The sequence below is a fragment of the Streptomyces sp. NPDC040410 genome, from assembly GCF_055595715.1.
Window position 1 is genome coordinate 1 of sequence record NZ_JBVIVK010000004.1, and the last position, 19,765, is coordinate 19,765.

Sequence of the window (19,765 nt, forward strand, 5' to 3'; positions counted from 1 at the left end):
TCCGGCAGACGGGGTATCAACATATCTGGCGTTGATTTTTGGCACGCTGTTGAGTTCTCAAGGAACGGACGCTTCCTTTGTACTCACCCGAGAGAATCTCTCAGGCTTTCCTCCGGGCGCTTCCCTTCGGTGTTCCAGACTCTATCAGTGTTTTTCCGGCTCTCTGACCATCGTTCTGCAGGCATGCAGAAAGTGACCCCGAGATAGGATCTGACAAGTTTGGGTACTGCTGAGCAAGGACGCTCGGTCGCGCCTCTCGGCCTCAAGCAGGAGTACGACTGTACATGGGGCTGCGAAGCGCGCGCAAATCCATTATGCTAGTGGTCTAGACCACCAAGTGGATCTTTCAGTGACAGCCCATACGAATCTCCACCCCTGGGAGGCTTCCCATGACCACCGTGACGTCCCCGCTTGCCGGACGCGCCATCGGACTGGCCGCCGTGCCGGATCCGGTCTTCTCCGGGGCCATGGTCGGCCCGGGTACGGCGATCGACCCCGTGCGTGAGCCTTCCGAGGCCGTCGCGCCCGTGGACGGAGTGATCGTCTCTCTTCACCCGCACGCTTTCGTCGTCGTCGACGAGAAGGGTCACGGCGTGCTCACTCACCTGGGCATCGACACCGTGCAGCTCAACGGCGAGGGTTTCGAGGTCCTCGTGAACAAGGGCGACACCGTGACGCGCGGCCAGGGCGTCGTGCGCTGGAACCCGGCCGCCGTCGAGGCCGCGGGCAAGTCCGCGGTGTGCCCGGTCGTGGCGCTCGAGGCCACGGCCGATGTGCTCTCCGATCTCCGTGACGACGGCGATGTGAAGGCCGGTGACAGTCTCTTCCTCTGGAAGTGACGCCGGCGCCGTCGTATGGCGGCACGTAGGGACAACCACCGCGGCGGCGGGACCCGCCGCACTATCGGAGACGGGTGCAATGGAGACAACGCTGCGAGGCGTCGGCGTAAGCCACGGTGTGGCGATCGGCGAGGTTCGGCACATGGGAACGGCGGTGCTCGAACCGCCTGCCAAGCAGATTCCGGCCGAGGAAGCGGAGCGTGAACAGGGGCGCGCTCGCAAGGCCGTGGAAGCTGTGGCGGCCGACCTGATTGCGCGCGGCAATCTGGCGGGGGGCGAAGCCCAGGCGGTGCTCGAGGCGCAGGCCATGATGGCCCAGGACCCCGAGCTGATGGCGGACGTGGAACGCCGGGTCGCCGTGGGCAGCACGGCCGAGCGGGCCGTGTACGACGCCTTCGCCGCGTATCGCGCCCTGCTGGCCGCAGCCGGTGAGTACCTCGCCGGCCGTGTGGCCGATCTCGACGACGTGCGGAATCGTATCGTCGCCCGGTTGCTCGGGGTGCCGATGCCGGGTGTCCCGGACAGCGACGAACCATATGTCCTTATCGCGCGTGACCTTGCGCCCGCCGACACGGCGCTGCTGGACCCGACTCTGGTCCTCGGTTTCGTGACCGAGGAGGGCGGTCCGACCAGCCACAGCGCGATTCTGGCGCGGGCGCTCGGCGTGCCGGCCGTGGTGGCGCTGCCCGGAGCCGGTGAGCTCGCAGAGGGCACGGTGATCGCTGTGGACGGGAGCACGGGCGAGATCTTCGTGAACCCCAGCGAGGAGAAGAAGGCGCAGCTGGAGTCCGCGGCCGCCGAGCGCAAGTCCGCGCTGGCCGCGTCGACCGGGCCGGGTGCCACCTCGGACGGGCACAAGGTGCCGCTGCTGGCCAACGTCGGCGGTCCGGCGGACGTGCCGGCCGCGGTCGAGGCCGGCGCTGAAGGTGTCGGTCTGTTCCGTACCGAGTTCCTCTTTCTCGACGACAGCAGGAACGCACCCTCGGAGGAGAAGCAGGTCGAGGCCTACCGGCAGGTGCTCGAGGCGTTCCCGGAGGGCCGTGTCGTCGTCCGCGTGCTGGACGCGGGTGCGGACAAGCCGCTGGACTTCCTGACTCCGGCCGACGAACCGAACCCGGCCCTGGGCGTGCGCGGGCTGCGGACGCTGCTCGACCACCCTGAGGTGCTGCGCACCCAGCTGACGGCGCTGGCCAAGGCGTCGGAGGGGCTGCCGGTCCATCTCGAGGTCATGGCCCCGATGGTTGCGGACCGGGCCGATGCCAAAGCGTTCGCCGACGCGTGCCGTGAGGCCGGGCTGCATGCGAAGTTCGGGGCGATGGTCGAGATTCCGTCGGCCGCGCTGCGGGCGCGCTCGATTCTGCGGGAGGTCGAGTTCCTGTCCCTGGGGACCAACGACCTCGCGCAGTACACGTTTGCCGCCGACCGTCAGGTGGGTGCCGTGTCCCGGCTGCAGGATCCGTGGCAGCCCGCGCTGCTCGACCTGGTCGCGCTGTCCGCGGAGGCGGCGAAGGCCGAGGGCAAGAGCTGTGGAGTCTGCGGTGAGGCCGCGTCCGACCCGCTGCTCGCGTGTGTACTGACCGGTCTTGGTGTCACCTCTCTTTCCATGGGCGCGGCGTCCATTCCTTATGTACGGGCGATGCTGGCGAAGTACACGCTGGCGCAGTGTGAGCGGGCGGCGGCTGCCGCGCGAGCGGCGGACAGTGCCGCAGATGCGCGTAACGAGGCGCAGGCGGTGCTGTCCGGCGAGTAGCCGGACGGGGCCGGACAGCGGCGGGTTCCGAGGGGCGCTCCACCTGTGTGTGGGCGCCCCTCCCGCGTTCGGTTCAGTGGTGGTGCGGCGTGGGTCCCGCCTCCCCGAGGTCCGGCGGCGCGCAGTAGTCGACATCCGATTCCGGAGAGATGAGGTCCCCGGAGTCCACGTCGGTGCAGTACGCGTCGAAGACCTCTCCGGCGGTGAGGGGTTCGAGGGTGTCGCCGCGCAGGCGCCAGCCGTAGACACGGTCGGTGCTGCCGGGGGCGCTGGTTCGCATGACGAGTCCGCCCGGGCTCCGGGTGCCCAGGCCTACGGCCAGGACGGTGGTGAATTCCAGGGCTTCGGCTTCGTCGAGTTGTGTGACCCCGCTGGGGTCGTCGTCGGCTCGGAGGACGGACGCGAGTGGCTCCGGGGTGCCCGAGACGCTGCAGACGAGGTGTCGGTTGCCGGGCGAAGCCGTGTCGAGGATGCGGACGAGGAGGTCCGAGGCCCGGGAGAAGGCGGCGCGGCCGATGTCCTCGCCGCAGGAGGCACAGGTACCGAGCCGGGTCAGGAGTGTGGACGCGTACTCCCGGATGGCCTGGCGGACTCCTTCGTCGACGAGGGCCGGAACGAGGTCGGCGAAGGGCTGGCCCTCGTAGGTGACAGTGGGCCCGTTGGTGGCGAGCTCGGCGGTGAAGCGGGTACGGCTCGACGGGATGTCGGGGTCGATGCCCGCGGCGGCGCAGTACTCCGCGTATTCCTGCGGGTCGAAGAGGGCCACTTTCGTGTGGCTGCCCTGGACGGCCCGTGTTTTGAGGAGGGACTCCACCTGTTGCAGATAGATGGTGTGGTCGTCGAAGGAGAAGCTGCGGTAGCGCCGCATGGCGAGGAAATCGTGCTCGTCGGTCAGCAGGCCGATGGTGCCGGCGATTTCGCGGCGCAGGACGCGTCGCATGGTCTGGTGGTCGTTGTGCGCCATGTTTCCCCCTGTACGCAGTCGATCAATGCTCACTCACAGTAACCGGCAGCACTGACAACGGCGTCGGGGTGCGGCGGGCCGCCGTCCCGGAGAATGGCGAATCGTGCAGGTCAGGGGGGGTGCGGGGCGCCGGATGGCCGGCCGCCGTGGGCCGGCCGACTGTTCTGCGGGGAGCTCAGGCTCGCTTGCGGGCCAGGTCCTCGTAGAAGTGGAGCAGGTCGAGGTTGTCGATGGAGCCCACGTTGACCGCTTTGTCCAGGGGAGTGCCCTGGAGAAGACGCTTCACCGGAACCTCGATGCGCTTGCCGGTGAGGGTGTGCGGAATGCCGGGCACCTCGATGATCTCGTCGGGGATGTGGCGCGGTGAGAGCTGTTCGCGGATGGTCTGCCTGATGCGGTTGAGGAGGGCTTCGTCGAGGACGGCACCGGGAGCAAGGTGCACGAAAAGGGGCATCCAGTAGCCGCCGTCGGGCTGCTCGATGCCGACGACGAGGGATTCCTTGATCTCGGGAAGGCGCTCCACGGCTTCGTAGATGTCGGCGGAGCCCATGCGGACACCCTGGCGGTTGAGCGTCGAGTCGGAGCGGCCGTGGATGACGACGGAGCCGCGGGAGGTGACGGTGATCCAGTCGCCGTGGCGCCACACTCCGGGGTACGTGTTGAAGTAGCTGTCGTGGTAGCGGCTTCCGTCGGGGTCGTTCCAGAAGTGGATGGGCATGGAAGGCATGGGGTTGGTGACCACGAGTTCGCCGACCTCGTCCACCAGAGGGCGACCGCTCGGGTCCCAGGACTGCAGGTCGGTGCCCAGCCCGGGGGCCTGTAGTTCTCCGATGTGCACGGGGAGTGTCGGTACGGCTCCGGCGAAACAGGAGCACACGTCCGTGCCGCCGCTGACGGAGGCGATCCACAGGTCGTCGCGGACCTCGTCGTGGAGCCAGCTGAATCCGTCGGGCGGCAGCGGTGATCCGGTCGTGGCGACGCACCTCACCTTGGAGAGGTCGAAATCGCGCGCCGGATGCACACCCGCCTTGCGGCAGGCCATGACGTACGCGGCCGAGGTGCCGTAGAGGGTGGCTTCCGTGCGTTCGGCGATCCGCCACTGCGCGGCCGTGTCCGGGTGGCCGGGGCTGCCGTCGTAAAGGACGATCGTCGTTCCGGTGAGAAGGCCGGAGACGAGGAAGTTCCACATCATCCAGCCGGTCGAGGTGTACCAGAAGAAACGGTCCTCGGGGCCGAGGTCGCAGTGCAGGCCGAGCTGCTTGAGGTGCTCGACGAGGATGCCGCCCTGGGACTGGACGATGGCCTTGGGGAGGCCGGTGGTGCCCGAGGAGTAGAGCACCCAGAGGGGGTGGTCGAAGGGCACCTGCTCGAAGACGGGCGCCACGTCCGCCGCTGTCAGGTCCGACCATTCGACGGCTCCTTCGGGAGCCTCGGTGCCCAGGAGGGGGATGTGGACGACCGCGCGCAGGGTGGGCAGTTCATGGCGGAGTTCGGCGACGACCTCTCGGCGGTCGTGCTCCTTTCCGCCGTAGCGGTAGCCGTCGACGGTGAAAAGGACGACCGGTTCGACCTGCTGGAAGCGGTCGAGGACGCTGCGGGCGCCGAAGTCGGGGGCGCAGGACGTCCAGACGCCGCCCACGGCGGCCGTGGCGAGGAGGGCGACGACGGCCTGGGGGATGTTCGGGAGATAGCCGCTGACGCGGTCTCCGGGGGTTACTCCGAGCGCACGCAGTTCGGCGGCCAGGGAGCCGACCTGGCGGCGCAGCTCGGACCAGGTCACCGGGCGGGGCTCATGGGTCTCGTCGACGTAGAGGAGGGCGGGTTCGTCCGCGCGGGTCGCGGCCGCGCGGAGCGCATGCTCGGCGTAGTTGAGGGTCGCCCCGGGAAACCACTGGGCGCCGGGCATCGAGCGGTCGCCCAGCACGCGCGCGTAGGGGGTGGAAAAGCGTACGTCGAACCACTCGGTGACGGCCTTCCAGAACACGTCCAGCTGGTCGACGGACCAGCGGTGCAGAGCCTCGTATCCGCCCTCGGACGGCGCGCCGTGGTGCTCGGCGGCCCAGGCCTGGAACCTGGTGACCTGCGCCTGCGCGATGCGTTCCGGATCTGGCTGCCAGAGCGGCTGGGGGTTCACGGTCGACATGGGGCGGCTCCCGGACTGTGCGCGTCGTGTGCGTCGGTCGCGCACGTGCTGGGTGTGCGCGTGACGCGGCTGACACGGACGATGCCATGTGATCGACTTCTGCACCAGGGCGAACCACACATACTCCGTGTCGTGAAGATGTGGTCTGGGCACGGGTGAACGGAAGTTGAACGACACACGCGCGTGGGGGTGTCAATGGCAGGGTGAGCAGCATGGACGGTCGTGACCTGGTGCGTTCGGTGAAGGCGGTCGGTTCCGCGGGGGTGAGTCAGGGGTTGCGTACCGTACGGGCCGCGTGGAGAAGGAGACGTGCCGACGCCGCCGCGCTGCCGTCGCGAGGGGCCGAGCGCGCTCGGGTGCCCGGGCAGATGCGGGAGGTCGAGGCCGGGCTCGGTGGGGGCATCGTCCGCTTCAGCCGCTCCGAGCTGCGGATCCTAGTCGCGGTGAACGGCGCCGTCTTCTGGGGCTGGGACGGGGCGGGTCCCGAGCCGTCTTACGGGCTCGCGGACCGTTGCCCGGAGCCGGATCCCCGCGCGGTGCTGGAGCCGGACAAGGACGGCGGCTGGCGGGTCGTGGCGGAGCGGGTCACGGTCGTGGTCTCGCGGCACGGCGCGGTGGAGGTGCGTACGCCCGGAGGCGTGACGCTGCGCCGTGATCTGCCGCCGCGATGGTGGGAGCCGGTCGATGGCGGTGAGGCGCGCTGGATGCAGCGGTCGGAGGTGGCCGCGGACGCCCGGTTCTTCGGGCTCGGGGGGCGAGCCGCGGGCCCGCGGCTCCGGGACGGAACGTACCGGCTGTGGAACACCGACCCGGGCGGCGCGTTCGGCCCCGGCGACGATCCGCTGTACCTCACGATGCCGGTGCAACTGGTGGTGGCCGACGCGGCCGCTCATCTGGTGTTCCACGACACCTCGTGGGACGGCAGGGTGACACTGCGGGAGGGCGAGGAGGGCGCCGGCTCCGGGCACGACCGGGCGGGAACGTGCGAGCTGCGGATGGACGGCGGTCCACTGCGCTGCTGGGTGATCGTGGGCACCCCCGCGCGCGTGCTGCACGCCTGGTCTTCGCTCACCGGTGCGCCCGCGCTGCCGCCTGCCTGGGCCCTCGGCCATCATCATGCGCGGTGGGGCTTCGGCACCGAGCAGGAGGTGCGGCGGATCGTTTCGGGATACCAGGAGCGTGGCCTGCCGCTGGACGCTGTCCATCTGGACATCGACCACTTTGACGCCCATCAGGTGTTCACCGTGGACCATGAGCGTTTCCCGAAGCTGCCGCAGCTTGCCGAGGATCTGCGGCGGGACGGGATCCGCCTGGTGTCGATCGTCGACCCGGCGGTCAAGGCGGCGCCGGGCAACGCCGTGTACGACAGCGGGGCCGCCGAGGACGCGTTCGTGCGGGACGCCTCCGGGCGTGTCGTGCGTGGAGTGGTGTGGCCCGGGGAGGCGGTCTTCCCGGACTTCACGCACCCGCGCGTGCGTGGGTGGTGGGGCGGCCTCTACGCGGAGCGGCTCGCGCAGGGGTTCTCGGGCTTCTGGCACGACATGAACGAACCCACCTCGTTCAACGCCTTCGGGGAGCCGACGCTGCCACGGTCGGCCCGGCACTTTCTGGAGGGCGGGCGCGGGGATCATCGCGAGGCGCACAACGTCTACGCGCTGTGCATGGCCCGAGCCGGCTACGAGGGGCTGCGTGAACTGGCGCCTGAGGAGCGGCCCTTCGTCTTCTCGCGCTCGGGATGGGCCGGCTCGCAGCGCTACGGCGGGACCTGGTCCGGTGACGTCACCACCGGCTGGCCCGGACTGCGGGCCTCGCTGTCCCTGGTCATGGGGCTGGGGCTGTGCGGGGTGCCGTATTCGGGGCCGGACGTGGGCGGCTTCGACGGGAGTCCGTCGCCCGAGCTGTATCTGCGCTGGTTCCAGCTCGGCTCGTATCTGCCGCTGTTCCGCACGCACTCGAGTCTGCGGGCGGGCCGCCGGGAGCCGTGGGAGTTCGGAGCCGATGTGCTGGAGCACGCGCGCGTGGCACTCGTCGAGCGCAGGCGTTTGCTCCCGTATTTCATGACTCTGGCGCACCTGGCCCGGCGCACGGGAGCTCCCTATGTGCGCCCGTTGTGGTGGTCGGCACCGGAGGACCGTGCGCTGCGGGACTGCGAGGACGCCTTCCTGCTGGGCGAGTGCCTGTTGGTGGCGCCGGTGCTCGACCCTGGGGCGGACAGGCGCGCGGTGCAGTTGCCGCGCGGCCAGTGGTACGACACGGCGACGGGGCAGGTGTACGAGGGGCCGGCACAGGTTCTCGTCGACGCCCCGTTGTCGCGGATTCCGGTGCTTGCGCGCGCGGGCGCCGTCATACCCGTGCGCGGGGACGACGGTGGTCTGGAACTGGAGGCGTGGGCGCCCGCCCGGGGACGGACCGGGGGCGGGCTGGTGGTGCCGGACGCGGGCGACGGGTGGGAGGAGCCGGAGATCGAGCGCTACGTGGCCCGCTGGGAGGGCCGGCGGGTGGTCGTCGAGCGGGAGGGTGAGGACGGTGTGAGCGAGCCGCTCCACCCGGTGCGGGTCCGGGGGCACGGAAAGTGCTGACCTCAGAGGTACCGGCCCTCGAACCATGATCGCACCGCCAGCGTGTGCAGGGGGAAGGCGAGCTCCTCCGGCCTGCGCAGGAGGTGCCAGCCTTCCGTCTCGTCCGTGGCGGCGGACTGCGGGAGACCCTCGGCCGGACGCTCCGGCAGGAGCCCGAACAGCAGCAGGTGCCCGTCGGGCGAGCTCATCGCGTCGGCGAGCCGTACGGCTCTGCTCGCCGCGTCGATACCCGTCTCCTCTCTGAGCTCGCGGACGACGGCGTGCCGCCAGTCCTCGCGGTCGTCGATGTACCCGCCGGGCAGGGCGGTGCCCCCGCGCGCGGGGCCGACGGTTCGTGTGATGACGACCAGGGCGGTGCCCTTCGTGTCGTACACGGGCTGGAGGGCCACCGCGACCGGGAGCGGATTGCGGTAGACCACGGTGTGGCAGGCCGGACAGGTGCGGGGCCAGCCGGAGTCGCCTTCTCCGTACGGCGCTCCGCAGCTCGAACAGTGGGAGTTCGGCCCGGAGTTGGCGGTGGAGGCGGAGTGATGAGTTTCGGACACGCGGCGGACTGTATCCGATCCCGGGGAGGCCGTCCTCCGGAGGCGTCTCAATGGCTGTTGACCAGCGCTCTCGGGGACACGGGGAAGTCGAAGTGGGTCTCGGGATACGGCTCGGGTCTGAATTGTCGACGGAGTTGTCGGGGAAGCGCCGGTCCTTGGGTGCGTAGCAGGGTACGAGCGGCTCTTGCGGGTGGTACGGCCCCTGGTGGGCTTCGCCGGGAGCTTCACGATGCTGAGGTCCATGGGGGAGCCGCGGCTGTGGCCGGATTTCGCCGTAGCGCCCGTCCTCCAACAAGCGGGTCTTGTCGACGTCGGAGTAGAACTCGCCCTTCATGGCCTGGTCATCGAGGACCTGGGCCGAGCGGACGAAGTGGTTCACGGCGCACTGCGGCCGGTAGCGGTCGTACGGTTGAGGAGGCACAAGGGGTTGCCGGTAGGGGCGATGCGCTCGCCGACGAAGTTGTGAGGGGTGAGGTAGCGCATCTCCCCCACATCTATCGGGAGGCCCATTCCGTCGGGGAAGCGATCGGACGCCCTGCCTCTTTCCGGTTGCCCGTGGCACACTTCTGACGTTCCGTCAGATCTGTTGCCGGGGAGGGGCTTTGTCACGGACTCGCACGCCTGTGGTCGCCGGGTGGTTCGCCGGCGACGGTGACCATTTCAGGCTCCTCGGCACACGCTGTGCCGTCTGCGCCTCGGTCTTCTTCCCACGGGAGGACGCCCACTGCCGCAACCCCGGGTGCCCCGGCGGTGACCTGGAGGAGGTCCCCCTCTCCCGCCGCGGGCGGGTGTGGTCGTACACGGACAGCCGGTACCGCCCGCCGTCACCGTATGTGACCGATCCGGAACTTCCGTGGGAGCCGTACGCGTTGACGGCTGTGGAGCTGGAGTCGGAGCGGATGGTGGTACTGGGACAGGCAGCACCCGGAGTCACCGTCGCCGATCTCGCGGTGGGCATGGAAGTGGAGGTCGTCTCCGGCGTGCTCCATGAGGACGCGGAGACGGTCTGGACGACCTGGAGCTGGCGGCCGACGGGGGTGCGGGCATGACGCAGGACGTGGCGGTGCTCGGCGCGGGCATGCACCCCTGGGGCAAGTGGGGGCGCAGCTTCGTCGAGTACGGAGCGGCCGCGGCCCGCACGGCGCTCGCCGACGCCGGGCTGGACTGGCGCGAAGTCGGCTCCGTCGTCGGAGCGGACACCGTGCGCGGCGGCTGTCCGGGGTATGTGGCGGGTGCGACCTTCGCGCAGGCGCTCGGCTGGCAGGGAGCCCGTGTCACGAGTGTGTACGCGGCGTGCGCGTCCGGGGCGCAGGCCGTCGGCGCCGCTCGGGCGCAGATCCTTTCGGGCCTCGCGGACGTGGTGCTCGTGGTGGGAGCCGATGCGGCGCCCAAGGGGTTCTTCCGGCCCGAGGGAGGAGACCGGCCCGACGATCCGGACTGGCTGCGCTTCCGGGTTCTCGGGGCCACCAATCCCACGTACTTCGGGCTGTACGCCCGTCGGCGGATGGCCGTGCACGGGGACACCCGGGAGGACTTCGCACAGGTCAAGGTGAAGAACGCGGCACTGGGGGCGCTGAATCCGAACGCGCGCTACCGCAAGCGGGTCACGGCGGAGGAGGTGGCCACCTCAGCCGTGGTCGCCGACCCGCTCCGGCTGCTCGACATCTGCGCGACCTCGGACGGCGGGGCGGCACTGGTGCTGTCCAGCATGGAGTTCGCCCACCGGCACGGGGCGGCGGAGCCGGTGCGGATCCGGGCGGTGTCCACCGTGACGCCGCGCTACCCCAGCACGGTGCTGGACTTGCCGGTCGCGACGGACTCCGCGGCGACCGTAGGGCCCGCCGCGGAGACCTTCCGGGCGTCGATCGCGCGGGCGGCCTACGAGGAGGCGGGCATCGGGCCCGAGGACCTCTCGCTAGCCGAGGTCTACGACCTGTCCACCGCCCTGGAGCTGCAGTGGTACGAAGATCTGGGGCTGTGCAGAGAGGGCGAGGCGGCGAAGATGCTGCGGGAGGGTGCGACCGCCCTGGGCGGGCGTATACCCGTCAATACGAGCGGCGGGCTCGCCTCGTTCGGGTAGGCCGTTCCGGCCCAGGCGATCGCCCAGGTCTGCGAACTGACGTGGCAGCTGAGAGGGGACGCGGGCGGGCGACAGGTCGCCGGCGCGCACGTGGGGATCACGGCGAACCAGGGGCTGTTCGGACATGGATCAGCGGTGATCGCCGTGCGCTGATGCCAGGGCCCCTTCCAGGATCGGCGATGCTGGGCTCGTAGCCTGGCGCAAGCCCTTTCGCACACGCTGCGTGATCGACCCAAAATGCTGCGTGAACGTCTCATGAACTGCGCCTGGGCGTGGTCCGGCAGCGCCATCATGCTCCACGTGCACTCCTGGACGGATACTCTCCGCTTCGCCTTCCAGCCGGTGGTAAACCTGACGACCGGAGGGGTCGCAGGGCTGGAGATACTCGCCCGGCCGGAGACCGGCGACATCCTGGCCGAGGCTCGCCGAGACCCCGAGCGTGACGGCCGACTTGCCGTGCTGGCGGTCCTGGCGGCGGCTCGCAAGGAGACTCTGCTGCCGCTGCACGTCAACGTCTTCGCCGGTACCCTCGCCGATCTTGGCGGGCTGACCCCCCTGTACGAAGCCGTGCGCGAGGCGGGGCGGCTGCCCTGGGAGGTCACGATCGACGTCGGCCCGCCCTACACGCACGTCCCCCAGCAGGCCCTGCTGGACGCGGTGGCCGGGCTGCGCGGGCAGGGCTTCAGGATCAGTGCGGACGGCGTCGGCGACGGGGACGTACCCCTGCGACTGCTCACCGACATGGCTCCCGACCTGGTCAAACTCGATGCGTCGGTGCTGACTCGGCCGGCGGCGGTACGGGCCATGCGGACGCTGTGCGATCAGTTGGGAGCCCTGCTCTGCGTCGAGGGCGTGGAGACCGAACTGCAGTGCGCGGCCGTGCGGTCGGCCGGCGCGCAGCTCGCGCAAGGCGTGCTTTTCGCGCCGCCGGCCAGGCTGCCGGCCGCGGACGTATACGTTCCGCCCCGCTCCCCCGGTGTCGCGGCTGTGCCGCGCTTGGGCCCGTCGGTGCGGGAGTTCGTGCGGCCCGCCGCGCTGTTGCCCGTCACCGCTTCGGCCGGCCAGGTGCGGGCGCTGCTGACCGGGTCGCCCGAGGTGTCCGGGGTGCTGCTCGTGGACCGGGACGGCGTACCGGTCCGGTCTGTGCACCGGTCCCGTTTTCTGCTGTCGATGTCGGGGCGCTACGGGCACGCCCTGTACGCCGACCGGCCCGCCGCAAAGCTCGGGGACCCGCCGCGGACGGTGGGCTCCGACGCCACGGCGTGGGAGGTCCTGGACGTGGTGGCGGTCGGTGGCAGGGGCCGCACGTCGGACGACGTGGCCGTAGTCGACCGGTACGGGCGGTGTGTGGGCGTCGTACGGCTCGCGGATCTCGTACGGGCGCTGACGGAGTCGCGCGTCGAGGAGGCGGCCGGGCTCAATCCGCTGACCCGGCTGCCGGGGTCGGACGCGATCACCGGTGAGGTGGACCGGCGGATCGCGGACGGGCGGACGTTCGCGCTGAGCTGGCTGGACGTCGACCACTTCAAGCAGGTCAACGACGGGGCCGGGTTCGCGGCGGGCGACGAGCTGATCCGGTCCGTGGGGCGGGCACTGCAACGCGCCGCGTCCGGCAGCACACACGTCGGCCACATCGGCGGCGACGACTTCCTGGTACTCACGGATCCGGAGGGCCTGGAACCGCTTGCTGCCTCGGCGCTGGACGCGCCCTGGTCCGCGGGCGGGCGACCCGTGACTCTGTCCTTGGCGACGGTACTGTGCGGGCCGGGGAGCGTGACGGACCACCGGGAAGCGGCTGCCTGTCTTGCGCCGCTGAAGAAGGCCGCGAAGGAGCTGAGCGGGGCAAGTTGGGTACTGGGCCACGCGGGGCTGCCCGGTCACGAGGTCCGTCGCGGCCCGGCGGCGGCAACCGCCCAGCCGGGTTACGCTGTGATGGAACCGGGCTGAGCGCCTCTTCACGTCAGCCAGGGGCTCGGCCTCGTCGCCCTCAACCGTTGTCGTCGACGACCTTGACGCTCTCGGGACGCCGGTGAACACTTCCGGTGTTGGCCGACATCGCCGCACATTCTCAGCGTATCCAGGCACTGCGCAGCGCGGGCCCCGCCTGAGCCACGGGCCGTTCCCCAACGGGCGACTCGGCTGCTACGGCACGCTCGTCATAGACGCCGGGCGGGGCGCGGGACCTCCCTGCCTTCGGCTGTTCGCCAAGGGAACCGCACCCTGCACGGAGGACCGGGGCCGACCGTCCCGGGCCAGGGCCTAGGAGCCGCTATGAGCAACGGAGACATATTTCTCGGCGAGTTGATCGGCACCGCCATACTGATTCTGTTCGGCGCGGGCGTGGTAGCCGGAGTCATCCTCAACAAGTCGAAGGCACAGAATTCCGGCTGGATCGTCATCACCTTCGGATGGGGCTTCGGCGTCCTCGCAGGGGCGTACACCGCGGCACCACTGTCCGGCGGGCAGATCAACCCGGCCGTGACGATCGGCTTCGCGATCGAGGGCACGACGAAATGGGAGGACGTGCCCTTCTACCTTCTCGGGGAGTTCGCCGGAGCCATGCTCGGAGCCGTCCTCTGCTGGCTGGTCTATCTCGGGCACTTCAACCTCAACGCCGACAGGGACAACGCCATCGAGACGCTGGGGATCTTCTCGACCCGGCCGGCGATCTACAACCCCGTCCAGAACCTGATCACAGAGATCATCGCCACGGTCAGCCTGATGCTGCCCATCCTGGCGCTGGTCGGCGGGGACCGTCACGTGGCGGGCATCGGGGACGCAGGCCTGCCCGTCCTGCTCATTTCCTTCCTCGTCGTGGGCATCGGCCTCTCGCTCGGCGGCCCCACCGGGTACGCCATCAACCCGGCCCGCGACCTGGGACCACGCATCATCCACGCGCTGCTGCCGATTCCCAACAAGGGCACCTCGGAGTGGAGCTACTCCTGGATTCCGGTGGTCGGGCCGCTCGCAGGCGCCGCCATCGGAGCCGTGATCTACAACGCAGCCTTCTGAAGGAACCCACGAAGGGGACGTCATGACGGACAAGTTCGTCGCGGCTATCGACCAGGGCACCACCTCCAGCCGCTGCATCATCTTCAACCAGGACGGCGCGATCGTCGCCGTCGACCAGCGCGAGCACCGGCAGATCTTCCCCAAGCCCGGCTGGGTGGAGCACGACGCCACCGAGATCTGGTCCAAGGTGCAGGCGGTGGTCGCCGGCGCGATCGCCAAGGCCGGACTTCGTACCGACCAGATCAGCGCGCTCGGCATCACCAACCAGCGCGAGACCACCGTCCTGTGGGACCGAGCCACGGGCAAGCCCGTGCACAACGCCATCGTGTGGCAGGACACGCGCACCGCGGCACTGTGCAACCAGCTGGGTAGCTCGGACGGGCAGGACCGTTTCCGCGAACAGACCGGCCTGCCGTTGGCCACCTACTTCTCCGGCCCGAAGGCGGCCTGGCTGCTCGACAACGTGCCCGGCCTCAGGTCCCGCGCCGAGAACGGTGAGATCGCTTTCGGCACCATCGACTCCTGGCTCATCTGGAACCTCACCGGCGGCACCGACGGCGGCCGGCACGTCACCGACGTGACCAACGCCGGGCGCACCATGCTGATGAACCTGGAGACCCTCCAGTGGGACCAGTCCATCCTCTCCGCGATGAACATCCCCGAGGCGGTCCTTCCCGACATCAGGTCCTCGGCCGAGGAGTACGGCCCCGCCGTCGGCCAGCTCGCCGGGGTGCCCGTCGCGTCGGCCCTCGGCGACCAGCAGGCGGCCGTTTTCGGACAGGCCTGCTACGACGTGGGCACCGCGAAGAACACGTACGGCACGGGCAGCTTCCTGCTGCTCAACACGGGCAACCGGCCGGTGCCGTCGAAGAGCGGTCTGCTGACGACGATGGGCTACAAGATCGGCAGCGAAGCGCCGGTCTACTGCCTGGAGGGCGCGATCGCCATCACCGGCGCGCTGGTGCAGTGGTTCCGCGACCAGCTCGGCATCATCCGAACCGCCGACGAGATCGAGCCCCTGGCGGCCAGCGCGGAGGACAACGGTGGCGCGTACATCGTGCCCGCCTTCTCCGGTCTGTTCGCACCGTACTGGCGCTCCGACGCTCGCGGCGTGATCACCGGGCTCACCCGGTACGTCACCAAGGCGCATCTCGCGCGCGCGGTGCTCGAAGCGACCAGCTGGCAGACGCGCGAGGTCGTGGACGCCATGTACCAGGACTCCGGGGTGCACATCACCACCCTGAAGGTCGACGGCGGCATGACCAAGAACAATCTGCTCATGCAGCACCAGGCGGACGTGCTCGACGTTCCGGTGGTCCGTCCGAAGGTCTCCGAGACGACCTGCCTCGGAGCCGCCTACGCGGCCGGGCTCGCCACCGGCGTGTGGAGCGACCTCGACGAGCTGAAGGCGCACTGGCAGAAGGACGTCGAGTGGACGCCCGCCATGGAGCCCTCGGTACGCGACCGCGAGTACCACAACTGGCACAAGGCCGTGGAGAGGACGTTCGGCTGGCTGGAGGACGACGAGTAGGCGCCACGCACGCGTACCTGGCGCCACGGGCCTCGGCCCGTGCCCCGGTCGGCGGGGGTACGGGCCGTGCGCTTCAGGTGGTGACGGTCTGACGGCGCTTCGCCGCGTACGCCATCGCATGCCGCACGACGCCGACGAGGACCTCCTTGACGGACTCCCGGTCGCGGGCGTCACACAGCAGGAGGGGTACGTCGTCGTCGAGGTCGAGGGCCTGACGGACGTCTTGAGCCGGGTAGTGGGCGGCTCCCTCGAAGCAGTTCACACCGACCAGGAAGGGTATGGAGCGCCGCTCGAAGTAGTCCACGGCGGCGAAGCAGTCCTCGAGCCTCCGGGTGTCTGCGAGCACGACGGCACCGAGCGCACCCTCGGAGAGTTCGTCCCACATGAACCAGAACCGTTCCTGTCCGGGCGTGCCGAAGAGGTAGAGCACCAGGTCCTCGCGGAGCGTGATACGGCCGAAGTCCATGGCCACGGTGGTCGTGTGCTTGGCCTCCACCCCGCTCGTGTCGTCGACCGGGCGACCGGCCTCGGTGAGGAGCTCCTCGGTGCGCAGCGGCCTGATCTCGCTGACCGCGCCGACGAGCGTGGTCTTGCCCACTCCGAAGCCGCCGGCCACGAGGATCTTGAGCGTGACGGGCTCGACCGGGGGCTTGCCGCGCTCAGAACGCCCGAAGATCATCGATCTCTTCTCCTGCTTGATGGGGGTCGGGCGACGGCGGGCCGTAGCCTCCGCCGCCGGGGGTTTCGACTACGAGTACGTCGCCGGGGCCGACGTCCGCGGAGTCGCTACCGCCGAGTGGGGTGACCGTCCCGTCGGCGCGCTCCACTCGGTTGGCGCCCAGTGCGCCGGGTTCGCCGCCGGCCATGCCGTACGGAGGGACCCTGCGGTGCTGGGACAGCGTGGAGACGGTCATGGGTTCGTGGAACCGGATGCGGCGCACGGCTCCGTCCCCGCCGCGCCACCGTCCGGTGCCGCCACTGCCCCGCCGGACGGCGAACTGATCGAGCTGGACCGGCAGCCGCCATTCCAGGACCTCGGGGTCGGTGAGCCGCGAGTTGGTCATGTGGGTCTGTACGACGGGTGCGCCGGGGAAGCCGTCGCCCGCGCCGGAGCCGGAGGCCACGGTCTCGTAGTACTGGTGGCGGTCGTTGCCGAAGGTGACGTTGTTCATCGTGCCGGATCCCTCGGCCTGGACGCCGAGCGCCGCGTAGAGAGCGCCGGTGATGGCCTGGGAGGTCTCGACGTTGCCTGCCACGACGGCCGCCGGGGGCTCGGGCGCGAGCATCGAGCCCGGCGGTACGACGATGTCGAGCGGGCGCAGACAGCCGTCGTTGAGCGGGATGTCGTCGGCGACAAGGGTGCGGAAGACGTACAGGACCGCCGCGTTGACGACCGCGAAGGGTGCGTTGAAGTTGGTCGTCAGCTGGGGGGACGTGCCCGTGAAGTCGACGGTCGCGGAGCGGTTGGCGCGGTCCACGCGCACGCGTACCCGGATGACGGCGCCCGAGTCGGTCTCATAGGCGTACTCGCCGTCGTCCAGGGCGTCGATGACTCGGCGGACGGCCTCCTCGGCGTTGTCCTGAACGTGCCGCATGTACGCCTGGACGACGTCCCGGCCGAAGTTGTCGATCATTCGGGCGACTTCGTCGACGCCCTTCTGATTGGCCGCGATCTGTGCGCGCAGATCGGCGAGGTTCGTCTTCGGATTGCGCGAGGGATACGGCGCCTCGGTGAGCAGGCGGAGGGTCTCCTCCTCGCGGAAGCGGCCGTTCTCGGCGAGCAGCCAGTTGTCGAAGAGGACGCCTTCCTCCTCGATCGTGCGGCTCTCGGCGGGCATGGAACCGGGGGCGATCCCGCCGATCTCGGCGTGGTGGCCGCGGGAGGCGACGTAGAAGAGAATCTCCCCGTCACCCTCCGTGTTTTCGGCGGCCGTGGTTTCGAAGACCGGAGTGATCACGGTGACGTCGGGGAGATGCGTGCCGCCGTGGTACGGGTCGTTGACCGCGTACGTGTCCCCCGACCGCATCCGGGACCCGCGACGCCGGATGACCTCTTTGACGCTCGTGCCCATCGAGCCCAGGTGGACGGGGATGTGCGGGGCGTTGGCCACCAGGTTTCCGTCCGGGTCGAATAGGGCGCAGGAGAAGTCGAGGCGCTCTTTGATGTTGACGGACTGGGCCGTGGACTCCAGGCGGGCGCCCATCTGTTCGGCGATCGACATGAAGAGGTTGTTGAAGACCTCAAGCAGAACCGGGTCGGCTTTTGTGTCGAGATCGGAACTCTGCGTAATCGTCGCGCGTTCCATGACCAGATGCCCGCCGTCGGTCGCCGCGGCCCGCCAGCCGTCGTCGACGACGGTCGTCGCACTGGCCTCGGTGATGATCGCGGGGCCGGTCACGGTCTCGCCGGGAGGCAGGTCCTCGCGGCGGTGGAGGGGTACGTCGCGCCAGGTGCCCTCCGTGTGGAGGCGGACGGTCTCCGGCGCGGGGACGCCGCCTCGGCGGGCGGTTTCGTAAGGGGTGAGAGCGGAGAGATCGGGGGGGTCGGTGATGCCGGTGGCTTCCACGGAGAGGGCTTCGACCACGATCGGGCGGTCGAGGACGAAGGAGTACGTGGCGCGATGACGTTCTTCGAAGGAATGCCTCATCCTGCCGGGCTCGGTCAGCTCGACGGTGAGGGTGGTGTCGGTGCCGTCGTAACGGAGCTGGGCACGCCGGGCCACCCGGATGTGGTCCTCGGGGACGTCCTCGGCGAGGAGTTCGGCGCGGGCCGCTGCTTCCAGGTCGTCGGCCGTCTTGAGGACGCCGGGCATGGAGGCGGGCTCCAGGGGTGCCTCCACGGACTGCTCGCGCATGGCCGTCGTGTCGGCGAGACCGATACCGAGGGCGGACAGGACTCCGGCCATGGGCGGCACGAGAACGGTGCGGATGCCGAGCGAGTCGGCGACCATGCATGCGTGCTGTCCGCCCGCACCACCGAAGGTGGTGAGGGCGTAGCGGGTGACGTCGTGGCCCTTCTGGACGGAGATCCGCTTCACGGCGTTGGCGATGTTGGCGACGGCGATCTGCAGGTAGCCCTCGGCGACCTGCTCCGGCGTGCGGTCGTCTCCGGTCTTCTCGCGGATCTCGCGCGCGAGGGCGGCGAAGCGGACGCGGACGAGCGCGTCGTCGAGGGGCTGGTCGCCGTCGGGTCCGAACACCTGGGGGAAGTGTGCGGGCTGGATGCGGCCCAGCATGACGTTGGCGTCGGTGACGGCGAGCGGTCCGCCGCCGCGGTAGCAGGCGGGTCCCGGCTCGGCGCCCGCCGAGTCCGGTCCCACGCGGTAGCGGGAGCCGTCGAAGTGCAGCACCGAGCCGCCGCCGGCCGCGACGGTGTGGATGTCGAGCATCGGCGCGCGCAGCCGGACGCCCGCGATCTGCGTGGTGAAGACGCGTTCGTACTCTCCGGCGAAGTGCGACACGTCGGTGGAGGTGCCGCCCATGTCGAAGCCGATGACGCGGTCGAAGCCGGCGAGCTGCGACATGCGGGCCATGCCGACGATGCCGCCCGCTGGGCCGGACAGGATGGCGTCCTTGCCGCGGAACTGTCCGGCTTCGGCGAGGCCGCCGTTGGACTGCATGAACATCAGCCGTACGCCGGCGAGTTCGTCGGCGACGTGCTGGACGTAGCGGCGCAGGACGGGCGAGAGGTAGGCGTCGACGACGGCTGTGTCCCCGCGCGGGACGAGTTTCATCAGCGGGCTGACCTCGCTGGACAGCGAGATCTGCGGGAAGCCGGTGCGCGCGGCCAGTTCCCCGACGGCCTGTTCGTGGGCGGGGTGGAGGTGGCTGTGCATACAGACCACGGCGACGGCCCGGATCCCGTCGTCGTACGCCTCCTGGAGGGGGCCGGCGAGTGCCTGAAGGTCGGGGGCGCGCAGGACGGTGCCGTCGGCGGCGATGCGCTCGTCGACCTCCACCACGCGTTCGTACAGCAGCTCCGGCAGTTCGATGCGGCGGGCGAAGATGTGAGGGCGGTTCTGGTAGGCGATGCGCAGGGCGTCACGGAAGCCGCGGGTGACGATCAGCAGAGTGCGCTCGCCCTTGCGCTCCAGGAGGGCGTTGGTGGCAACCGTCGTTCCCATGCGGACGGCCTCCACCGGCTGCTGGGAGTCCTCCAGCAGCCGGCGTACTCCGGCGACCGCCGCGTCGGCGTACCGCGCGGGGTTGTCCGACAGCAGCTTGTGCGTCAGCAGACGGCCGTCCGGGCACCGCGCGACGATGTCGGTGAACGTGCCGCCTCGGTCGACCCAGAACTGCCAGCCTGTCACGTCAGTACCCCG

12 protein-coding genes and 2 pseudogenes are annotated in these 19,765 nt (G+C 70.0%); 8 read left to right on the top strand and 6 right to left on the bottom strand.

What is annotated here, in order from left to right; genetic code table 11:
• Positions 1-389 precede the first annotated feature (389 nt).
• Together ACZ562_RS09665 and ptsP are read left to right on the top strand one after the other, a co-directional pair.
• Positions 390-839: a PTS sugar transporter subunit IIA gene (locus ACZ562_RS09665; RefSeq protein WP_471175705.1), complete on the top strand. Its 450-nt coding sequence runs from the start codon at positions 390-392 to the stop codon at positions 837-839.
• A 79-nt stretch (positions 840-918) separates the two neighbouring features.
• Complete coding sequence (gene ptsP / locus ACZ562_RS09670) at positions 919-2,589, top strand: phosphoenolpyruvate--protein phosphotransferase (protein ID WP_471175707.1); 1,671 nt, start codon at positions 919-921, stop codon at positions 2,587-2,589.
• 73 nt (positions 2,590-2,662) lie between these two features.
• On the opposite strand, the gene ACZ562_RS09675 is transcribed toward ptsP, so the two are convergent.
• Both ACZ562_RS09675 and ACZ562_RS09680 read right to left on the bottom strand, forming a co-directional pair.
• Positions 2,663-3,553 (bottom strand): hypothetical protein, encoded by an 891-nt coding sequence (locus tag ACZ562_RS09675; protein ID WP_471175709.1) that lies wholly within the window; start codon positions 3,551-3,553, stop codon positions 2,663-2,665.
• Positions 3,554-3,728: 175 nt separating this feature from the next.
• Positions 3,729-5,696, bottom strand: a complete 1,968-nt coding sequence (locus ACZ562_RS09680) for an acetoacetate--CoA ligase (RefSeq protein WP_471175711.1) — start codon at positions 5,694-5,696, stop codon at positions 3,729-3,731.
• Between the two features lie 212 nt (positions 5,697-5,908).
• Here ACZ562_RS09680 and ACZ562_RS09685 point away from each other — a divergent pair, with 212 nt between their 5' ends.
• Positions 5,909-8,275 (top strand): glycoside hydrolase family 31 protein, encoded by a 2,367-nt coding sequence (locus ACZ562_RS09685; RefSeq protein ID WP_471175713.1) that lies wholly within the window; start codon positions 5,909-5,911, stop codon positions 8,273-8,275.
• A gap of 2 nt (positions 8,276-8,277) precedes the next feature.
• Here ACZ562_RS09685 and ACZ562_RS09690 read toward each other — a convergent pair whose 3' ends face one another.
• Together ACZ562_RS09690 and ACZ562_RS09695 are read right to left on the bottom strand one after the other, a co-directional pair.
• Entirely contained in the window at positions 8,278-8,820 is a 543-nt protein-coding gene (locus tag ACZ562_RS09690) for an NUDIX domain-containing protein (RefSeq protein ID WP_471175715.1), read from the bottom strand.
• A 47-nt stretch (positions 8,821-8,867) separates the two neighbouring features.
• Positions 8,868-9,429: pseudogene (locus ACZ562_RS09695) on the bottom strand (M15 family metallopeptidase domain-containing protein).
• A gap of 14 nt (positions 9,430-9,443) precedes the next feature.
• Between ACZ562_RS09695 and ACZ562_RS09700 the strand changes: the two are divergent.
• The 5 genes and pseudogenes from ACZ562_RS09700 to glpK all read left to right on the top strand — a co-directional run bounded on the left by ACZ562_RS09700 (position 9,444) and on the right by glpK (position 15,443).
• The gene (locus ACZ562_RS09700; protein WP_471176855.1) at positions 9,444-9,869 is read left to right on the top strand and encodes a Zn-ribbon domain-containing OB-fold protein; all 426 of its coding nucleotides are present in this window, start codon (positions 9,444-9,446) and stop codon (positions 9,867-9,869) included.
• Positions 9,866-11,053 (top strand): annotated as a pseudogene (locus ACZ562_RS09705) (lipid-transfer protein). The gene ACZ562_RS09700 and the pseudogene ACZ562_RS09705 overlap by 4 nt, the downstream one beginning before the upstream one ends.
• Positions 11,054-11,200: 147 nt before the next feature.
• Positions 11,201-12,847 carry an EAL domain-containing protein gene (locus tag ACZ562_RS09710; protein WP_471176857.1) on the top strand — a complete coding sequence of 549 codons (1,647 nt, stop codon included), beginning with the start codon at positions 11,201-11,203 and terminating at the stop codon, positions 12,845-12,847.
• A gap of 324 nt (positions 12,848-13,171) precedes the next feature.
• Positions 13,172-13,912: an MIP/aquaporin family protein gene (locus ACZ562_RS09715; RefSeq protein ID WP_471175717.1), complete on the top strand. Its 741-nt coding sequence runs from the start codon at positions 13,172-13,174 to the stop codon at positions 13,910-13,912.
• Positions 13,913-13,934: 22 nt separating this feature from the next.
• Complete coding sequence (gene glpK, locus ACZ562_RS09720) at positions 13,935-15,443, top strand: glycerol kinase GlpK (protein ID WP_471175719.1); 1,509 nt, start codon at positions 13,935-13,937, stop codon at positions 15,441-15,443.
• A 73-nt stretch (positions 15,444-15,516) separates the two neighbouring features.
• On the opposite strand, the gene ACZ562_RS09725 is transcribed toward glpK, so the two are convergent.
• Positions 15,517-16,122, bottom strand: a complete 606-nt coding sequence (locus tag ACZ562_RS09725; protein WP_471175721.1) for a GTP-binding protein — start codon at positions 16,120-16,122, stop codon at positions 15,517-15,519.
• Positions 16,103-19,753, bottom strand: coding sequence for a hydantoinase B/oxoprolinase family protein (locus tag ACZ562_RS09730; RefSeq protein WP_471175723.1), 3,651 nt, complete (start codon positions 19,751-19,753; stop codon positions 16,103-16,105). Before ACZ562_RS09730 ends, ACZ562_RS09725 begins: the two co-directional genes overlap by 20 nt.
• Positions 19,754-19,765: the final 12 nt, after the last annotated feature.

What these genes read in the sequence shown, in the direction of transcription:
- ptsP (WP_471175707.1), top strand. Translation starts at nt 919, where the DNA reads ATGGAGACAACGCTGCGAGGCGTCGGCGTAAGCCACGGTGTGGCGATC.
- glpK (WP_471175719.1), top strand. Translation starts at nt 13,935, where the DNA reads ATGACGGACAAGTTCGTCGCGGCTATCGACCAGGGCACCACCTCCAGC.
- ACZ562_RS09725 (WP_471175721.1), bottom strand. Translation starts at nt 16,122, where the DNA reads ATGATCTTCGGGCGTTCTGAGCGCGGCAAGCCCCCGGTCGAGCCCGTC.
- ACZ562_RS09665 (WP_471175705.1), top strand. Translation starts at nt 390, where the DNA reads ATGACCACCGTGACGTCCCCGCTTGCCGGACGCGCCATCGGACTGGCC.
- ACZ562_RS09715 (WP_471175717.1), top strand. Translation starts at nt 13,172, where the DNA reads ATGAGCAACGGAGACATATTTCTCGGCGAGTTGATCGGCACCGCCATA.
- ACZ562_RS09685 (WP_471175713.1), top strand. Translation starts at nt 5,909, where the DNA reads ATGGACGGTCGTGACCTGGTGCGTTCGGTGAAGGCGGTCGGTTCCGCG.
- ACZ562_RS09675 (WP_471175709.1), bottom strand. Translation starts at nt 3,553, where the DNA reads ATGGCGCACAACGACCACCAGACCATGCGACGCGTCCTGCGCCGCGAA.
- ACZ562_RS09680 (WP_471175711.1), bottom strand. Translation starts at nt 5,696, where the DNA reads ATGTCGACCGTGAACCCCCAGCCGCTCTGGCAGCCAGATCCGGAACGC.